This is a genomic window from Streptomyces sp. NPDC085900 (genome assembly GCF_044540925.1).
GTDB lineage: Bacteria > Actinomycetota > Actinomycetes > Streptomycetales > Streptomycetaceae > Streptomyces > Streptomyces gilvifuscus.
In genome coordinates this window covers 30,122-47,850 of sequence record NZ_JBITSP010000010.1, presented here as the reverse complement: position 1 = coordinate 47,850, position 17,729 = coordinate 30,122, and the positions used below count along the sequence as shown (strand labels likewise).

18 protein-coding genes are annotated in these 17,729 nt (G+C 67.2%); 8 read left to right on the top strand and 10 right to left on the bottom strand.

The annotated features are described in order from the left end of the window. Positions 1–21: 21 nt before the first annotated feature. The 3 genes from ACIGDI_RS30320 to ACIGDI_RS30310 are packed head-to-tail and all read right to left on the bottom strand — an operon-like array spanning position 22 to position 2,331. The gene (locus ACIGDI_RS30320) at positions 22–732 is read right to left on the bottom strand and encodes a hypothetical protein (RefSeq protein ID WP_399903195.1); all 711 of its coding nucleotides are present in this window, start codon (positions 730–732) and stop codon (positions 22–24) included. A gap of 28 nt (positions 733–760) precedes the next feature. Next, positions 761–2,002, bottom strand: a complete 1,242-nt coding sequence (locus ACIGDI_RS30315) for a putative T7SS-secreted protein (protein WP_399903192.1) — start codon at positions 2,000–2,002, stop codon at positions 761–763. Further along, the gene (locus ACIGDI_RS30310; protein WP_399903190.1) at positions 2,002–2,331 is read right to left on the bottom strand and encodes a hypothetical protein; all 330 of its coding nucleotides are present in this window, start codon (positions 2,329–2,331) and stop codon (positions 2,002–2,004) included. Before ACIGDI_RS30310 ends, ACIGDI_RS30315 begins: the two co-directional genes overlap by 1 nt. Before the next feature lie 411 nt (positions 2,332–2,742). Here ACIGDI_RS30310 and ACIGDI_RS30305 point away from each other — a divergent pair, with 411 nt between their 5' ends. Next, a complete protein-coding gene (locus ACIGDI_RS30305) occupies positions 2,743–3,006 on the top strand; it encodes a hypothetical protein (protein ID WP_399903187.1) in 264 nt (87 codons plus the stop codon). A 33-nt stretch (positions 3,007–3,039) separates the two neighbouring features. Here the strand turns inward: ACIGDI_RS30305 and ACIGDI_RS30300 are convergent, their stop codons facing one another. Then, complete coding sequence (locus tag ACIGDI_RS30300) at positions 3,040–3,621, bottom strand: hypothetical protein (RefSeq protein WP_399903184.1); 582 nt, start codon at positions 3,619–3,621, stop codon at positions 3,040–3,042. Positions 3,622–3,701: 80 nt separating this feature from the next. Beyond that, the gene (locus tag ACIGDI_RS30295) at positions 3,702–4,280 is read right to left on the bottom strand and encodes a hypothetical protein (protein WP_399903181.1); all 579 of its coding nucleotides are present in this window, start codon (positions 4,278–4,280) and stop codon (positions 3,702–3,704) included. A 130-nt stretch (positions 4,281–4,410) separates the two neighbouring features. On the opposite strand from ACIGDI_RS30295, the gene ACIGDI_RS30290 reads away from it, so the two are divergent. From ACIGDI_RS30290 to ACIGDI_RS30260, 7 genes are all read left to right on the top strand, one after another. Next, positions 4,411–4,746 carry a hypothetical protein gene (locus ACIGDI_RS30290; protein ID WP_399903178.1) on the top strand — a complete coding sequence of 112 codons (336 nt, stop codon included), beginning with the start codon at positions 4,411–4,413 and terminating at the stop codon, positions 4,744–4,746. A 29-nt stretch (positions 4,747–4,775) separates the two neighbouring features. After that, positions 4,776–5,942, top strand: a complete 1,167-nt coding sequence (locus ACIGDI_RS30285) for a PE-PGRS family protein (protein WP_399903176.1) — start codon at positions 4,776–4,778, stop codon at positions 5,940–5,942. Between the two features lie 134 nt (positions 5,943–6,076). Continuing rightward, positions 6,077–6,472: a hypothetical protein gene (locus tag ACIGDI_RS30280; protein WP_399903173.1), complete on the top strand. Its 396-nt coding sequence runs from the start codon at positions 6,077–6,079 to the stop codon at positions 6,470–6,472. Positions 6,473–6,669: 197 nt separating this feature from the next. Continuing rightward, on the top strand, positions 6,670–8,331 hold the full coding sequence (locus ACIGDI_RS30275) for an alpha/beta hydrolase (RefSeq protein ID WP_399903170.1): 1,662 nt from the start codon (positions 6,670–6,672) through the stop codon (positions 8,329–8,331). Positions 8,332–8,393: 62 nt separating this feature from the next. After that, the gene (locus ACIGDI_RS30270; RefSeq protein WP_399903167.1) at positions 8,394–8,876 is read left to right on the top strand and encodes a hypothetical protein; all 483 of its coding nucleotides are present in this window, start codon (positions 8,394–8,396) and stop codon (positions 8,874–8,876) included. Between the two features lie 45 nt (positions 8,877–8,921). Continuing rightward, a complete protein-coding gene (locus tag ACIGDI_RS30265; RefSeq protein WP_399903164.1) occupies positions 8,922–9,488 on the top strand; it encodes a hypothetical protein in 567 nt (188 codons plus the stop codon). Between the two features lie 39 nt (positions 9,489–9,527). Then, complete coding sequence (locus tag ACIGDI_RS30260; protein ID WP_399903161.1) at positions 9,528–10,019, top strand: hypothetical protein; 492 nt, start codon at positions 9,528–9,530, stop codon at positions 10,017–10,019. 56 nt (positions 10,020–10,075) lie between these two features. Here the strand turns inward: ACIGDI_RS30260 and ACIGDI_RS30255 are convergent, their stop codons facing one another. From ACIGDI_RS30255 to ACIGDI_RS30235, 5 genes are all read right to left on the bottom strand, one after another. Beyond that, complete coding sequence (locus tag ACIGDI_RS30255; protein ID WP_399903159.1) at positions 10,076–10,681, bottom strand: hypothetical protein; 606 nt, start codon at positions 10,679–10,681, stop codon at positions 10,076–10,078. 934 nt (positions 10,682–11,615) lie between these two features. Then, the gene (locus ACIGDI_RS30250; RefSeq protein WP_399903156.1) at positions 11,616–13,862 is read right to left on the bottom strand and encodes an SUKH-4 family immunity protein; all 2,247 of its coding nucleotides are present in this window, start codon (positions 13,860–13,862) and stop codon (positions 11,616–11,618) included. A 50-nt stretch (positions 13,863–13,912) separates the two neighbouring features. Continuing rightward, a complete protein-coding gene (locus tag ACIGDI_RS30245; protein WP_399903155.1) occupies positions 13,913–14,101 on the bottom strand; it encodes a hypothetical protein in 189 nt (62 codons plus the stop codon). After that, on the bottom strand, positions 14,091–15,578 hold the full coding sequence (locus tag ACIGDI_RS30240) for an NAD(P)/FAD-dependent oxidoreductase (RefSeq protein ID WP_399903152.1): 1,488 nt from the start codon (positions 15,576–15,578) through the stop codon (positions 14,091–14,093). The genes ACIGDI_RS30245 and ACIGDI_RS30240 overlap by 11 nt, the downstream gene beginning before the upstream one ends. A 202-nt stretch (positions 15,579–15,780) precedes the next feature. After that, complete coding sequence (locus tag ACIGDI_RS30235; RefSeq protein WP_399903150.1) at positions 15,781–17,700, bottom strand: SUKH-4 family immunity protein; 1,920 nt, start codon at positions 17,698–17,700, stop codon at positions 15,781–15,783. Positions 17,701–17,729 lie beyond the last annotated feature (29 nt).

Below are 17,729 nucleotides of genomic sequence, written 5' to 3'. Positions count from 1 at the left end.
GTCCTTCCCAGTTCGGTGGTGCTACCCGAAGTCGTTTCGCATGGTGGCGGCGGCACCGGTCAGCGCCTCCGAATCCTCGGCGGCCGAGCCATCCGTGGCGGGTCGCTCAGGGTCCGTGAAGGTCAAGGTGCGGGCGATGCCGAGGAGTATGTTGCGATAGTCGTCGGCCGCGTGCAGATTAGGGGTCACCATCTGAAGCACGATGAGTTCTGAAGAGGCTGGCGCCGGCACCGCGACGATGCCCTGCCAAATGTGGCTGGGCAGAGTCTGATTCAAGTCCGGCCTCCGAGACGACCGCGGGGCGGCCACCAGCTTTTCGGACAAATAGCCGAGACCAGACGGCAGCGCTAGGGGGCGCACGCCTTCATTGCAGTTGCTCGCGGCGCTAGCTGCGAGGCCGGCCACCACGAGCTTGGCGTTTCCCGGCGCCGCCACCGTCGACACCGTGAACACCGACACGGTGACACCACTGGCTTCGTCAGGGTGGAGCCCGAGGGCGCACTCCTGCACGTTGTTGGAGTTGAGCAGGTTGATGATGCCCGCGTACAGGCGCAGGGCCCGATCCGTTTCGCTCCGCGCTTGCTCGGGCACTTCGCGGAGTTGGTTGATGAGTTCCGTGAGCTGTTCGGCTGACGGGTTGAGGTCCAGCGACATGTAGCCGACGGGGAGCCCGTACCAGAAGGACGGCCTGCGTGTGTCCAGCGGTACGGTGGTCGGTCCGGTCAGGGTCATTCGTTGCCTTCGTTCTCGCCGACGCGGGTCATACGAGGCCAAGCAGTCCGGCGATGGCATGTCCCGTCGCGGCGGCCTTCGTGCTCTCAGCGGCGTTGTGCTCGGTGCCCTTGTCGTCGACGAGGCCGAAGCTCTCCGCGGAAGACACGCCGTTCGCGGCGACGTTCACCATGTTGACCTTGATGTCCCCCATGAGCTTCACCGAGCCCATCGCGCTGTCCCCGGCAGCCCTCCAGGCGTCAGTGGCCTCGTCTGCCGCCGACCGGCCCACTCCGAGGAACCCGCCCTTCATGCCGGCCCAGGTCTTCCCGCCGAGGTTGGCTCCGTCAGCCACACCTTCGAAGCCCTCCTTGGCTGCGATGCCCAGTGCCTTTCCCCCCGGAACCATGCCGACCATGTCGCCGGCCATGGACGCATAGGCGGAGAAGATGTCCATGCCGCTTCCCTCGAACATCAAGTTCTTGCGGAACTCATCGTCGGAGAGGTTTTTGCCCATGGACACCGCGCTCGCGATAAGGGCGATCGGTCCCATGATGGGTGCCAGGGCGGGGAAAAGGGCGAGGAGGCCGGCGATGGCACCGATGGTGCCCGCATGCTCGGCCAAGAAGCTTCCAGCGGATTCGAGAATATCGCCGACGCTCTCCCAGAATCCCTTGTCGGGAGCCTTTTCCGCCGTTGCCTCCAGAGCTTTGGCCACGATCTCGGCCTCGTGGGAGTGCTCGGACTCCAGCTCCTTGATCTTGCGGTTGAGTGACTCGTACTCGTTATTGGCCTTGGTGAGGGCGTTGCTTGCCGCGTTCAGATCCCGTTCGGCGGAACGCAGCCGCGCGGTCGCGTCGTCGGCTTCCTCCTGAGATGGGAAGGTCTGATTGGCCAGCTTGAGGTCCGGGTGCTGGGCGGCCTGGTCGTATGCACTCCTGGCCTTGCCGACCGCGGCCTTCTTCTCGGCCGCGTCGTCGTCGTACTTCTTCGCCAACTCCCGATTGGAGGTCAACCGGCCGTCCCACTTGTGCAGTTGAGTGGCTGCGGAGCGTAGCGCCGAGGCGGCCTTCTTGATGTACTTCGGCAGGTCGCCCTCGAGGTTCTGGCGAAACTGCTCGGCTGCGTCGCCCTCCCAGTAGCTGCTCTCGGCCGTGAGCTTGGTGAGCTGTCGGTGTGTGTTCTCCAACGCAGTGGCGGCCGAGGCAACCTTCTGCTGCAGCTTCGCGACCTCGGCAGGGATGCCCGGTACGGGGTTCCAACCGATGTTGGGATAAGGATTGGCTGCCACTACTTGCCGCCCCCGGCGCCGCCTGAGGTGCTCTTGGCCGCGATTTGCTTGAGGACCTTAGCCAAGGCCTCCTCGACCTCTTCGTAGCCCTTCTTGTTGGATTTCACGCCGTCCTTGATCGAGTGGACCATTTCCTTGGTCTTGTCCGTGCCGTACTTCCACTCGTCCTGGAACTTGTCGCATGCCTCGTCGAGGCGGGTGGTGCCGATTTGGTCGGCCCGTACGTGATCGAGAGCAGAGCGGGCCTCGCTGAGTTCGTCGACGCATCTCTCCAAGTTCGTCAGGAACTGCTCGAGTTGCCCGATATCCGTCTTGAAGTAATCCCCCATGGGCCGGTTTCTCCCCGGTCTGTTCTGGACGCACTGGGCCCAGGCGCCTTCTACCGGTCGCCCAAGCCTCCCGGAACCTTACATGGGTCGGTCAAGCGCTGGTCAAATCATCTCTTCGTACGGCAGTTTGTGTGATTGAGGCGTCCAATGATGAGAGCCAGGTGGCTGCGTCATATCCCAGGGCTGGCGATTCCGACATCTGGGACATCGAGACCCATCCCGATTCACCCGCATTGGTATACGCAGTCACCAACGCCGTTACGGGTGCCATCGGCGCCGGGCAGAACCACGCGTCAGCCAAGCCCGCCCTGAACACGGGCTTCGACGCGCTGGTTCAGGTATCGAGTCCGACCTGCAGGACCTGTTGAAGGACGAGAAGGACGAGAAGGACGAGAAGGACGAGAAGGACGAGTGAGAGTACCGAACGCCGTCGACCTCGCTGCCGTGTGGACACCGAACCCGGACCACCCCTACACCTGGGCCAAGTTCTTCGGCCTGCTGGCCGTGGTGCTCGGGTCTGTGATCGCGCTCGTCGGGGTGTACGCGGCACGCAGCACATGGCGCGGTCTCGATCCGGCGCGTCGCCGCAAGCAACTGCGACCGCTCGCCGTGACGGCCGGAGTCTTCGTCGCGTTCGGCGCGGTGTTGGTGGCCTTCGGGGTGTGGCTGTTCTAGGCCCATTCCTTCTGGGTCTGCATGGATCTGCCGTCACGCGAAGAACGCAACCAGCAAGCTGACGGCGAGTCCGAGCACACCCACACCCATCAGCACCATGCAGATCCGGAACAGTCTCGGGCTCTCCCCCTCCCCGTACGGGAAGCCCGTGACAGCGACGAAGACTCCGGCCGCGAGCGCGATCAGCGCGCCGAAGCCCCATGCGCATCCCAGCGCGATGGCGTAGACCCAGCCTCGGTCCAGCTGGTAGTTGGTGTCACCGCTGCGACGGGCGTCGAGGACGTGGCCCTTCTGGTAGAGCGCGTCGCTCTTCAACTCGGCGTTGAGGTCCCTCGCCGAGCCGTTGTCGGCGGTGAAGGTGCCGTAGCACCACCTGGTCTTGGTCTTCTTCCGTGAACTGCTCGACGAGCTGCGGTACTTGTAGTCCACCGTGCACGTCTCGACGGTGAGTTTGCCCGGCGTTGACGTCGCGTAGCGGACGGGGCCGAGGTAGGCGCCCAGGCCCAGGAGGACGACGCCCACGAGGATCAGGCCGGCGCCGATGAGGCGGGCGAGGCCGGTTCGGTCTCCCCGGGCGGCGGTGTCCGGCGCGGTGTTCCCATGTACTTGGGTCATTGAGGGGTCCCTCAGAACTTCGATCTCAGAACTCAGAACTCGGAGATCAGGTATTTGGAATCAGAACTCGGAAACAGAAATCAGACTGCTAGTGCACACGCGAGTGCTGTCACCGCTCCGGCGACGAATACACCGCCCAGCGCGTACCCCGTCACATTTCCGCCCGGGATTCTCTGCCAGGAGGCCGCCAGGCCGGGGCCGTTGCGGGTGCCGAAGCCGGTGAGGAGGCAGAAGGTGCCGAATGTCAGCAAGGCGAGGCAGAAGGCGAGAATCGCGATGTCCTTGGCGGGGGCCCGGTCCTCCGGAAGTGTGAACGTCCCGTCCGCCTGTACGACGTCGATTTTCGCTCCGCTTTCCAGGCGGGACGAAGTTTCCACCGTCACGTCTTCGTACGTGGTGCCACCACTGCGTGCCGTCCAGGTCCCCGTGCAACCGAACTTGAGTTCCGTTGTCCGCCGGCGCGTGCCGTAGTGGGGTTTCGTGTGCACTTCGCATGAAGAAACAGTGAGGGTTCCGTCCGTGCCCTCACCGGCGAGTTCGCTGCGAAGTTCCGGGACGGTCACCGCCGCGATGACCGCGGCCAACAGGATCAGTCCCAGGCCGAGGAGTCTTCCCACCCACAGGGCCCGTGCGCTGGCGTAACTCTGCTGTGTGGTCACCACTGTTGACGTCCCCCCGGGGAACTTGACGATCTCTTGACCAGCGGGTTCGCTCGGTCGTGCGCGAGGAGTCTAAGGTATCGGTCTGTCGTCCAATATGAACTGCAGCAAAGGGAGTCCGGGGGAGAACGTGGGATTCGACACCTTTGACGTCGACACGACGGTGCTCAAGAAACAAGGGCAGAATTTCGCAGAGCTCGGGGGTGTTTTCTCCAAAGCCTCCAAGAAGCTTCAGGACGATCTCGACGGTCTGGGTGAGCCGTGGGACGACGCCGACTTCGGAGAGCTCTTCGGTCAGGTCTACACGCCGATTCGCGACGGCCTCTTCACATCGATGGACAGTCTCGCGAAGCGGCTCGAGCAGATCGGCCACAACCTTGAGGACATGGCCGTCAATTACGACGCCTCGGACGCGTCGAACAGTGGTCAGCTGAGCGGGATCATCAGCGAAGTCGGCAATCTCTAAGAATCCAAATAAATAACGGGGCTATCAGTATGGCGCTCACACTCCCCAGCGAGCTCGTCTGGGTGCTCGACCTCCTCGGCTACTCCTGGCCCGAGGCCGACGAAGAAGCACTGCACCAAGTCGCCGAGACCTGGCGGGATTTCGGCAGGACACTCGAGGAGATCCAGGCGGCCGGCGAGGGCTACGCCCGTACCGTCGTCGCCGGCAACGCCGGAACGGCCGTGGACGGCTTCAGCAAGGCCTGGGGCGCCTACACCGGCTCCGGCGGCGACGACAGGTATCTCCCCGACGCGCAGCTCGCGTGCGAAGTGATCGCCCTCGCCTTCGACGCGGCGGCGATCGCGGTGCTCACCGCGAAACTGGCCGTGATCGCCCAACTCATCGCGCTGGCCGTCGAGATCATCGCAGCGCAGGCGTCTGCCCCCTTCACCTTCGGTCTCTCCGAGGTCGGCGCGCTCGGCGCCACCCAGGCCACCCGTGTGATCGTCCGCGAGCTGCTGAACAAGCTCAAGCAGGAGGTCATGCAGGCGATCACCAAGGCCATGGAGCACGCCACCATGGACGCCCTGAAGAAGATCGCCAAGGAGCAGCTGGAGAAGGTCACCAAGGAGAAGGTCAAGCAGTTCGCCAAGGACAAGATCAAGGAAGAGGCGAAGAAGTTCGTCCAGGAGAAGGTTGTCGACGCCGCCAAGGAGAAGGCCAAGGACGCCGCCATCGGCATGGCGCAGAACATCGGCCAGCAGGGCATCGAGACCTACTTCGACGAGCGTTCCGGCATCGACTTCGGTGAGACGGCGGGCGTCGCCAAGGACGCGGCCGGCGAGTACGTCGACGGCCTCAAGAACGAGGTGAGGGGTGGCGAGGGCTCCACCGTCGCCGGTTACACGGACGTACAGGGGCATGTGGACGGTGCCGTCGACGCTGCCACCGAGAAGGTCACTGGGGCGGTCGGCAACCGGGTGCAGCACGGCGTCGATGCGCTGAGCGGGCACAGCGGCGGCAGCGGAGACGGCGGAGACAGCGGCCAGGGCGGGGAGGCGTCCGACGCGGCCGCGTCCACTTCCTCCTCCGGTACCGGGGCCACGCAGGCGTCCGACGCCGACAGGCCGGTAGCAGCGGCCTCCTCCGCCTCGCGCTCCGGCTCCTCGCACAGTGGTGGCGGCGCCCAGGACTGGGCGCGCAGCGAGTTCGGATGACCTCCGGCCACCCGGCCCCCGGCCACCCGGCCCCCGGCCACCCGGCCCCCGGCCACCCGGCCCCCGGCCACCCGGGTGAATCGCCGCCCCCGACCTTCATCATCAGCACGCAGCAGGAAGGACGTATCCCGCCCATGACCGCGGACCGGGAGATCCAGGACGAGGAACTGATGGGGGTCGCCCATGACCCCGAACAGGCCCTGCGACTGCGCCGTTCCCTGCGTACCATCGCCGGCGCGACCTCGCTCGACCCGGCCCTGCGCGACATGGCGCAGTCGGTGCTGAGCGGGAACGTCGACGTCAAGGACGCCTTCCAGGACCCTCGTTACACCGAGGCCGTCTACCAGCGCCTGCACGAGATGCGCCGGGCCGCCGAGGACCAGACGTACGCCGGACAGCAGCAGTCCAAGGCGCAGTTCGGGGCGTGGGACGCCCGGCAGCAGGCCGAACTGGACCGCGAGCGCGCGGAGCGGGACGCACCCGTGCACGGCTCGGGCGGCAACCGCGGCGGGCGTACGGCTCGGCACTGAGGTCGGATGGCAGCCTTCGCGCCTCGGCCCCGCCCCTGGTCCAACCCCCTGACTCGCCCGCCCGAGCCGCTGGTCGGCTAATCTGTGCGCCTCGAACTCATGAGTGAGCAGGTACAACGGGGGTTGTCTTATGCCTTTTGAGGTTGTTTTGCCGTGCCCTGAAGGAGACTTGAACGCCGGGCCGGGACGAGGCCGTCGTGGCCTCTGACTTCTCCCGCCTGATGAAGCAGGACTTCTCCGACCTGGAAGCGGCGGCCAAGGCCTGGCGCGACCTGTCGACGACCATGGACACCCTCACTGACCGCCACCGCCGTCAGGTCACCGGCCCGCTGCACGCGTCCTGGAAGGGCGACGACGCCGACGCGGCCCTGTTCTACCTGGAGGACGTCGAGTCGCGGATCGGCGTCGTCGAGACCGAGGCGATGGCCGTCGCCGAGGTGCTGGACACCACGAGGTCCTGGATGGAGGCGGCCCAGACGGACCTGCGCAACACCGTGCGACGCGCGGAGGCTGACCACTTCGAGGTCGACGCCGACGGCACGATCACCGACCCGTCGACGGCCGACCTTCCCCACCAGGACCCCGACGCACGGCAGATCATCGCCGACCGCGACACCCTGCTCGGCCAGTACCGCGCCGACATCGACGCCGCCCTGGCCGACGCCCGCAAGGCCAGTGACGACGGCGCCAAGGCCCTCGCCGAACTCGACGGCGACATCCTCACCGATCCGACCAGCCATGACGCGTCAGCGGAGTCCGCGCAGGACGTCAAGAACGCCATGAAGGCCATCGGCGTACAGGGCCCGCAGATCCCCGAGGGCGACCCGAAGGCCGCCGCAGAGTGGTGGAAGGCCCTCAGCCCCGAGGAACGCGAGACCTACACCACGCTCTACCCGAAGGAGATCGGCGCGACCGACGGCCTGCCCTCGGACGTACGCGACGACGCCAACCGCACCGCCCTCACCCAGGAGTTGAACCTCATCCAGGAGGGCAACTGGGACGAAGGCTTCCCCGGCGACTCCGACGAGACGGTCAACCGGCGCCTGAACAACCTCGAAGTGCTCAACGACCAGTTGGAGCAGGCCGACGGCGCGCCCAAGGGCAAGGAGTTGTACCTGCTCGGCTACGACTCCAAGGACGACGGCCGGGCCATCGTCGCCATGGGCAACCCGGACACCGCTGCCCACACCGGGATCCTGGTACCCGGCACCAACACCAACATGGACGCCGTACCCGGCCAGATCACCCGCATCGGCAAACTGCAGTCGTCGGCGGAGCAGCAGTCCGACGGCGAGAGCGTCGCGATGATCACCTGGCTCGGCTACGACGCCCCCGAGGCGTCCATGACCGACTTCGACAGCGTCGGCGGAACCGGGCGGGCCGAGGACGGCGCCCCCGACCTGCGGCAGTTCGTGGCGGGCACGCACGCCGCGCACGACGGATCGCCCAGTCACACCACCGTCATCGGGCACAGCTACGGCTCCACCGTCGTCGGCGCGGCGGCTTCCGGAGGCCCCGGCCTGGGCGCCGACGACGTCATGGTGGTCGGCAGCCCGGGCATGACCGTGGACCACGCGAGCGACCTGCAGATGGACCCCGAGCACGTGTGGATCGGCGGTGCGAAGGACGACGCCGTCATCAACCACGCCTCCGACCTCACCCTCGGCCGGGACCCGATGCTCGCGGACTTCGGCGGCAACAACTTCGAGGTCGACACCCACGGCCACAGCGGTTACTGGGACGACGGCAGCGACTCCCTCGCCAACCAGGGGGCCGTCATCGCGGGCAAGCAGCCCACCGAGGTGCCGAAGGAAGGAAGCGACGTGCCGCCGGAGGCCCAGATCGTCCCCGGCCTGTGACGCCGTAATTCCCGGCCGCCTTTCCTGCCCGCTGTTCCTGCCTGTTCCCGACTGGAGCCCGCATGTCCTCGACGACGGACCGCCGCATGGATCCGAACGCCCCGCTTCCCCGAGTGGACAAGAACGCCGCCGTGAAGTGGGCCGAGGAGTACACCACTTACCTGGCCCACCTCACCGGCGTCGAACTCGACCCGTGGACGGCCAGGGCCAACTTCGAGGCCTGCTTGGGCCGGAACGACGAGGTGGCGATCGACGGCCGCTACAGCCTCTTCTACTACGTCAACTCGCCCGCTCCCGTCACGGACCACACCCGCGTCGTCCGCACGCTCCGCCGCGAGCTGCCTCAGCAGGGCTACGAGGTCACCGCGTACCGGGAGTTCGAGAACGCCTACGCGTCCGCGGTGTTCCGGGCCCGCGACACCAGGAGCTCCTACCTGGTCACCGCGGACACCGTCGGTTCCGGCAGGACGAAGCCCCAGCGCCTCTCCTTCGCCGTACGCACGCCCTGCCTGCTCCCGCCCGGCGCCGAGCAACAGCAGTTCTGAGTCCGCAGTCCTCAACCCCCGACAGGAACGCCGAGGTCCAGGCTGATGAACCCAGTGGCTCGTGGTCTGAAGGTCGCCGGCCGCGCGACGGCCGCGATCTCCTTCGCCCTGCTCCTGGTGGCCGGTTGCGCGTCCCAGGACGACGCATCCCCGAAGGGTGTGAACAGTCCGCTGCCCCGGAAGGCACGGGAGGACGCGCTGCGGTGGGCGAAGGACACCACCGCCAGCATGGCCGAACTCACCGGCGCCGAACTGCTCCCCGACACCGCCAAGACGGTCTACGAGCCCTGCGTCGGCGAGAACGACGAGGTGGCGAAGGACGGCCGTTACACCCTCTTCTACTACGTCAACTCGCCAGCCCCCGCCACCGAACACACCCGCATGGTCCGCAAGCTCCGCAGCCAACTCCCGTCTCAGGGCTACGAGGTGACCTCCTACCGGGAGTTCAAGAGCGCGTACGCGTCCGCGGTCTTCCGGGCGCGGAACAAGAAGAACGACTACCGGGTGGAAGCGGGGACGGTCGGCTCCGGCAAGACGAAGCCGCAACGCTTCTCCTTCGCCGTACGGACCCCGTGCCTGCTCCCACCCGGAGCCGAGCAACAAAAGTTCTGACCCCTGTCCGTCTCCCGAGATCCCCGAGAGGAAGCCGACGTGTCCCAGGGCACCAACGTCGACCCCGCCGAGCTCCGCGCCTCCGCCGGGGCCTGCGACGGCATAGCCGACACCATGAAGCCCCCCGCCGACAAGGCCGTCAAGGAGGCCGACACGGCCGGCGGCTCCCTCACCGGCTGGTCCATGGGCCCCGCCCTGACGGAGCTCGCCACGAGCTGGAAGCCCGCCCTCGACGGACTGCACGCCCGCGTCGAGGCCGGCGGGGCCAACCTCAGGTCCTCCGCGGACGGCCACGAGTGGAACGACGAACGCGTATCCCAGGACTTCGAACACACCGGCACGGACACCGCCACCCAGGCCACGCCCGGCGCCATGCCCGCCGTACTGCGTCCCGGCGCGGGCGAGAGCCACCCCGTCGCCCACGACGGCGCCACTCCGCCCGACCCGCGCACCTCCTACGGCACCAACATGCCGACGTACGACGACACCGTCACCACCGGCCCCACGCCCGCCACGAACGACTTCGGCTGACGACGGGGCGACGACCCGGCGACGCATTCAGCGCGACGCCGCCGTCCGAGGAGACGCTATGCCGGACGGCGCTTGTTGCCCATGAGATAGGCGATGCCCCAGGCAGCCGCCGCGGCGACCAGGAGGCCGAGGAGGTGCAGCCAGTCCACCCCGCCGTCTTTGCTGCTGCCGTGCCACCACGCCTTGGCCGGGAAGAAGGGATCGGACTCCAGCAGGTCCCGGAGTGCCTGGACCGAACTGCTGCTGGCGACGATGTACGGAATGGCGTTGGCGTAGCCGAAGAGGGCCCCCAGCGCGGCGACGACGGCACCGCCGACCTTGGCGCCGTTGCTGCCGTACCCCACCTTGCCGACCACAGCCCCGACGACGGCTCCGTTGACGAGGGCGTGGGCGACGTACAGAAGGCGCACCGTGCTGTCCGACTGGTCCTTGTACGTGGCCATGATCAGGCCGCTGTAGAGCAGCGAGACGATGAGGGAGACCAGCAGCCCTAGCAGCACCGCGCCCACCGGATTACCACTCGTCGCCGGCCGCTGCTGCCCGAACGGCACCGCCTGGAACGGCTGTCCGGGCTGCAGGGGGTACGGCTGCTGCGCCGGGAAGGGCTGCGGCGCGCCGTACATCGGGGGCTGGCCGGGGGCGGGCGGCGGCGCGGCCTGCATCGGGGGTTGCTGCGGGGCTGAAGGCGGTCCGAAGCCCGGGGCCTGCTGCTGCGGGGGCGGGGCGGGCTGGGCGTACGGATTCGCGGGGTATGGCGGAACCTGCGGAGCCTCCGGCGGCTGCGGGGGGTGTTGCGGCGGCTGGAACGGCGGCTGGCTCATGGTTCCCCGTGGTCAGATCGAGTTGGCTGGTAGGAGCAGCAAATTACCAGCGAGATCGGGAGGGAGGTGTCGGGGGCGGGGCGGGGTGCGTGAAGGGTGTGGAGCCGGCCGGTGCGGGCTCCAGAGGTGCTCAGAGGGGCAGGGCGCCCTTGAAGCGGGTGTTGGGTATGTCGGGGTCACCACGACACCCACTCCTCATGGGACGCGGCAGCGAGACCCAGTTCCTCCAAGTAGTGGATGTCCGCGGCGATGCTGTCGTGAGGAACACCCGCCGGCCAGGCAGCTGCCATTCCATGGCCTGTCTGCGGATCGTTCGACAACGAACTGCAGGGTGGGGCGCGCGAGGCGGCTGAGGGTTGGGATCACGTGTTGAGTGATCTTGTTCGCTTCGTTCGATGTGACGAACTTGTCTGCCCATTGGACGTTCCCGAGGAACGCGACCCCGCCGCGTCTGATGCGAAGAGCATCCGAGACGAGCGAGCCTGAACTTTCGGTGACACCCCAAGCTGCCAACAGTCGGTGTGCGACTTCCTCTGCGGTCATTCCCTGACAGTCCACGAAGACGGCCTGAGGGTTCCGAGCCGTCAGCTCAAGCAGGAGCTGCGTTTCACCGCTCCCGGGCAGTCCCCGAAGCGCCAGCGTCTCGTACAGGCGGCTAGGCGCCGCCGGCCAGGCTTCGACCTGCTCGAACGCCTGCTCGGGCGTCAGTTCCACAGCTCTCCCACTCGATGATCGGCCGCACCACCAGGAAGGGCCCGTCCGACCGATTCACGCGTCAGACGTAGTCGTCACCATACGTGGCGAGGTCCCAAGTGCTGTCCTCGAAGTCATAGCCCTCAAGGATGTGGGTCCAGACCTCGCCCTGGACCGCCTCGGGATCGATGTGCCGGCACCATGCGGCGAGACTTGCCTGTGCGTCCTTGTGGTCGGGAGCCCCGGGGCGGTGTGCCCTGCGGAACTCGTCGAAGAGCCGGACCATGACGAAGAACTGGACGAGGCTGCTGGCCGCCAGCGGTTCCGTCATCCCGCCAGCCGTGTCTCGTAGTACTCGGCCGGTCGTCCCGTCCAGCAACAACTTCGAGTACATCCACGAACCCAGCTCGTAGAAGGGGCCGTTGCTGGGCCCCTCGCTCCGGGCCCGGAGATGGCGGGGAGTGTCTCTTCCGCGGCCGGGCCGGGGAACTTCGTGCAGAGGGCGGTCGCCGCGTGGCGTGATGGCGAGATGCAGGAAGTCCCGGATCTCGGGCAGGCCGGTCTCGGTGAGGAAACGCCGGGCCCGTGCGTCGCTGATGCCCGGAGGCAGTTGATTCGCGTCGAGGCGATGGCAGGAAGAGGCACCGAACGTCTCTTCCAACCATTCTCGAAGCGCATCCCCGCGCAGCGCGGCTGCCGCACGATCGGGCAGTGGCCAAAGGGCCGCGTGACAATGAGCAGCGACCAAGGGCTTGCCCGGGTAGGGCGGTTGTTGTGGGTGATCATCCACCGCACTCGTGGTTACGGCGAAGATTCCCTCCTTGCCCGCCAGGCTCCAGGTGTCATGGATACGGACAGCCTGGGTGACAGATGCGGGGCACCGGGGCGGCAGGTAGCCCACCGGTGGGTCTAGTTCCCACCCGTTGTCGCTGTGACGTGCGAAGACAACAGACGAGCCTCCAGCACGGTTGCGCGCATCGACCCAGTCCCATTCACCCTCGACGAGGCCGCGGCGGACCGTGACCGGCGCCGAGGTCCGTACACCGGTCGCCGGGTCCCACTCCTGTCGTAGATATCGGTATCGGGGTGCCGCGTTCTTGCCGGTGGTGGTGTCTCGCGCGGTGATCAAACGTGCAGCGGGATCGACGCCGGTGATCCCGAACTCGTCGACCCTACCCGCGTCCTGCGACCGGAGCCCGAAGAAGCCCGGAGGCCGCCACCGGGTCCAGATCGTTCGCCAGGGCAACCCCGGTGTGGCGCTCAGGAGTTGATCGGCCAGCTCTGTACGTCCGGCGGAGAGGGCCGCATGATGCAGCCACGCCACCCACTCGCCCTGCTCCGAGGGGACGATGCCCTGGACTTCCACGTAGTGCAGGAGCGCTGCGGCGCTCGCGTACGGGACGCCGTCCGGGTAGGCGACAGCGAGCGCCTCGTACAGGCCCGTCGGCGCGAAACGGGCGAGCAGCCGCCCGTTGTCCAGCAGGGCGGGCAAGGAGCCCGCAAGATCGGCGTGCATGGGCAGAGCACGGCTGACGTAGCGAGCCACTGGATCCGAGTGAGTCCAGTTGTTCTCGGGCGGGTTGCTGACGGCGGCCGACAGCGCCTCGACCACCCTTGCCTGAGTGGCTGCCTCGCAGGGCCACAGCCGACGCAAGGCGTGCACGAGTGCGTCTGAGACGAACTCCACCTCTGGGGTGCCTGATTCGTCCTCGGTCACCGACAGAACAGCTGGAGCGCGGCGAGCGAGGTCGAGCAAATCCTCGGAGCTGGCGGGCGTACCGATGGCGGCGCAGAGCAACTGCCATACCGTAAGCGGGACTCGACGGAGTTCTGCAGCCGCAAGAGCCTTCACCCGGGCATCGACCTCTGACTGGTCACCGCCTGGACGGATCGGCGACTGGTCGGCGAGCGTGACCTGATACTCCTGATCGACGGCCCCCGGAATCAGTTCCGGGTCGTGCTCGGCCATGACCCACACCTCTCGGCTGCTGAACCGCCTGAAGCCGGGAGCCAGTACTTCGGCGATGCGTGTGGGCTGGGCGGAGGTCAGCAGCTCTCCGGCGTACTGGACGTTGGCGAGCAGGATCACCACATCGCCAGGCGTGGGGCGCGTTCGGCACGCCTCACGCATGCGCAGCGCTACAGCGTCCGCCGTCATCCCTCGACAGTCGATCCAGATGGATTCGGAGATCCGTTGTCGCACCTGGTTCAAGAAGTCTGTCTTGCCCGCCGCTGGAGGGCCGGTGACGGACAAGACCCGCCGCTTACGAGCAGGGAGACTTCGCCAGGCCTCGATGCGCTCCAGACATTGATCGAGAGGTTCGGGCAAGGAGGAGTCCTTCGCTACGTGAATCCGGTTGCGCTGAGATCAGGCGGCAGTCAGAGGTACGGGGAGTTGTCGGAATCCAGGACGGTATTCGGCGCGACCTCGGCGAAGTCCCGCAGGAGGACACTCTTGCCCGAGCCGCCCGGACCGTCGACGAAGAGGAAGCCGTACTTGGGAGCTGGGCCGTCCACCCATGCCCGCAGTCGGCCCATGGCTTCCTGCGAGCCGCTGTCAGATGTCATCCCCATCAGTGGACGTCTTCCTGCCTACTTCGGTTGTCCTGTCAAGTCGGCGATCTTGCGTGGCCCAAGGGGGAACTTCTTCCAGGCTCGCCAGCAGGCGGCGTTCCCGCAAAGTGAGTTGGGGGCCATCGAGCGGCCGGCGTAAGGGGCCCGCGACCGCCGTAAGCAAGGTACCGGGTGTGACGAGCGATGCCGGCGAGGCTTGGAGCGCCAGAACGTCGGTCAGGGCGGTCGCTGCGCTGAAGGAGCCGGTTGCCGTGCGGGACAGCCGGCTGACGTAGCGGTGGAGCAGACGGTCGGCAAGATTGGGGCGTCGGCCCGTGGTGGTGGAGAAGTGGATGTCCGTTCCCACCGCGAGGGCCCAGGCAGTGTCGATACGTCGGCCGATGGCGCGCTGGGCCTGCCGGGAGAAGCCGGCGCTCAGCCCGGTCGAGAGGGCGCCGCGCAGCGCGAGGGCGCCTTGTGCCACTACGGACATGCCGTGCCCATAGATCGGGTTGAAGGCGGCTGCCGAGTCCCCGAGGACGACAAGACCGTCGGGCCATGTCGAGAGCCGTTCGAAATACCAGCGGCGGTTGGCGGTGCTGTGGGTCACCCTGACATCGGTGAGCGGTTCGGCCGCTTTGATCAGGTCGGCCATGATGGGGTGCCTCAGGGTGCGGGCGAAGGGCTCGAAGGCATCGGCGTCACCGGTCGGGTGGCCGCCTGGAGCGCCCATCACGCTGACGTGCCAGCGGTCCCCTTCGATCGGCAGGATGCCGCCGGACTTGGCGGCCCGGGGCAGCCTCGGGTCGGCTTGCACGGCGACGACGGGCCAGTTGCGGGTGGGCACGGGGGCGCGGAAGAAGCGGCTGGCGTAGACGAGACCAGAGTCGATGCGGTCTTCCTTCAGGCCGGTGATGCCGAGTTCCGTCAGCCACTGAGGAGTCCGGGAGGCGCGGCCGGAGGCGTCGATGACGAGGTCGGCGCGCAGCTGAGATTCGGTGCCGTCGGCGCTGCGTACGCGTACTCCGGTGACGTGATTGCGGGCGCCGAGGAGGCCGACGGCCTTGGTGCGCGACCGAGTGCTGACGCGTGGGTGCTTGAGGACCTGTCTGCGGATGACGGAGTCGGTCAGGTCACGACTGGCGGTGATCAAGGAGTGGGTGGCCCGGGTCCAGCGGCGGTACCAGCCCTCTGGGGCGTACACGAGCATGTTCGTGGTCACGGGTATGCGATGGGCGCCCGCGGAGAGAAGTAGATCGATGCTGCCGGGCAGGAGGTCTTCGATGGCCTCGAGGCCGCCGGTCTGCAGGAGGTGGATGTGGACGGCCTGCGGAACACCGGTACGTGCCTCGGGGCCTTCCGGTAAGTCGTGGGCGTCGATGATCTCGACGGAGCCGACGAGGTCCGCGACAGCAGCCGCGGCGAGCATTCCGGCCATGCTGCCTCCGATGACGACGGCATGGGGTGCTCTGCTGCGCGGGGCGTCACTCATGATGGGCTGCTCTCCAAATCTGCCGTCATGTCAAGGTCCTGCGAGAGGAGGACGCCTTCGAGGCGGTCACCGAGGCGGATGAACGGACCGGTCTCCATGGCCTGCTTCACTCCGGCAAGCCATGCCAGCCGATGGCCGTCGGCAGGACGACGTTCGTGAGTACACGGCGTGCCGCAGTACGGCGCGACCTACGGCGTTCCCGTCAGATCCGGTCCGTGAAGTTGTAGTCCTCGAAGACGCGTTGCCAGGATTGCGTGGCGTAGGCGTCGGCATCGATGCGCGCGAGCCATGCCCGCAGATCCGCTTCGGCGTCCTCGACGGGCCAGTCGGAGGCGTACCACCAGTAGTACAGCCGAACCATGGTGACGAACTGCCGCAGCGACGTACCGGCCAAGGGATCGTCGATGCCGGACGAACCGTCCTGCAGGACCTTGCCGGTGGTGCCGTCGAGCAGGAGCTGCGCTCCTTGCCAAGTACCCAGGCGGAAGCTCGTGCCCTTGTCGGCCACGGAACCGGGCACGGGCGTCAGTCCGGTGGCGGAAAGGTCCAAGGTGTCGAGTTCCAGAAAGCCTGTGAGGCAGGGGAAGCCGACTTCGGTCAGGAACCCTCGCGCGTCGGCGTCGACGAGGTCTGACGGCAGCGAGTCCTCTGCGAGCCGCTTGAGTACGGCGGTACCCCAGACTTGCTCGAACCACTCGGTGGAAGCATGCACCGCGCCTGTGGGCATGTCGGTGGTCGCCACCGTGGTGTTTGTGGGCAACAGCCTTTTCAGCACCTCAGTCGGTGCTCCGTCCGGCGAGGACGAGTGAATACCGATGGCGAAGACGCCATCGCTGGACGACATCACCGCACGGTCTCCCGTACGAACGGCCCGTCGCACGTATCGCGGCATGCGCGGCAGATCGACGCATCCGTCAGCGGCCCCGGCCGGCCTCCACCCGTGCAGGCCCTGGTCCGCCGTGATGGACCCCGGAGCCTCGGGCACGTCCCCGGGATCGGTGGCCGGTTTCCCGCTGTCGAGTTCCCAGACGCTGCTGTTGCCCTCCCCGTCCGTGGCGACGGTCAGGGAGACAGATGGAGCTTGTAGAACCTGCAGTCGGCGTACGGTCGGCCGTTTGACCACGCGCTCCGTAGTTGCCATTCCGGGCCCGGTGCCATGCGCCCACAGAGTCACCCATGGCCAGGTCGAGGAGTCGGCAGCGGCCACGAGCCGGTCGGCCAAATCCTTGCCCGAAACCCCTCGGTTCAGCAGGGCATGGTGCCAGAAGGCCAGCCATTCCCCGTGGGTGGCGGGCCAGACGCCACGTTCGGCCATGTAGTGAAGGTTGGCGGCGAGGCCTGCCGGGGGGACAGGACGGTCGTGGTAAGCGGCTTCGAACGCCTCGAAAAGGGAGTGATGGCCGACCTTGGCCATGATCGAGGCGTCTTCGAGGAACGCTTCGAAGACGCCGGCTGCCGCGGCGTGTCCCGCCGCCGCGAGATGGATGTACCGGTCGACCGCGGACGTGGGCTCTGCCGATCGCAGGGACGTAAGCACCTGCGCGTGGAAGCGCCCGATATCCTCGGCGGGCACTGTCTCACGCCACGCCCGGGCTGTTGACTCACGTCGGAATGCGACTTCAAGTCCCCCGGCTTCGCTGCTCGCCCGTGTCAGTGTGGCCGACGAATCCTCGGCGACCAGCTGCTCCAGCTGCCGGACCGAGACATCGTGACCGAGTGCCGAGCACAGAACCGACCACACGGCTGACGGCACCGTGCGGGATTCGGCCAGGGCGAGGGCTCGAAAGGCTGTCGTCTCGGCTGGGCTCAGAGAACCGGTCAGGCTTACGTCCTGCTCGTCGGGGCCGACGAGTGTCAGTTCGCGACCTCGCAAGGACGCCGCTGTGCCGGCCGAGTCGTCCACCTCGATCAGGATGCGCATACGCACGCCACGTGGGTGATTCCTGATGAGAGTCCGCGCTACTTGGTGAACTACTCGCTCGGGCTCGCGAGTGGTGCGCAGGGCGCCAGCCCACTGGGTGTTTGCCAGAATCACCACGGGTCCAGTGGCGATTTTCGTCACCCCTTCCGCGAAGGTGCGCCCGTAGGTATCGGGCGCGCCCACACCGAAGAAATCAGCCACCTTGCGGGCGATCTCCTCGGAGTGCAGGC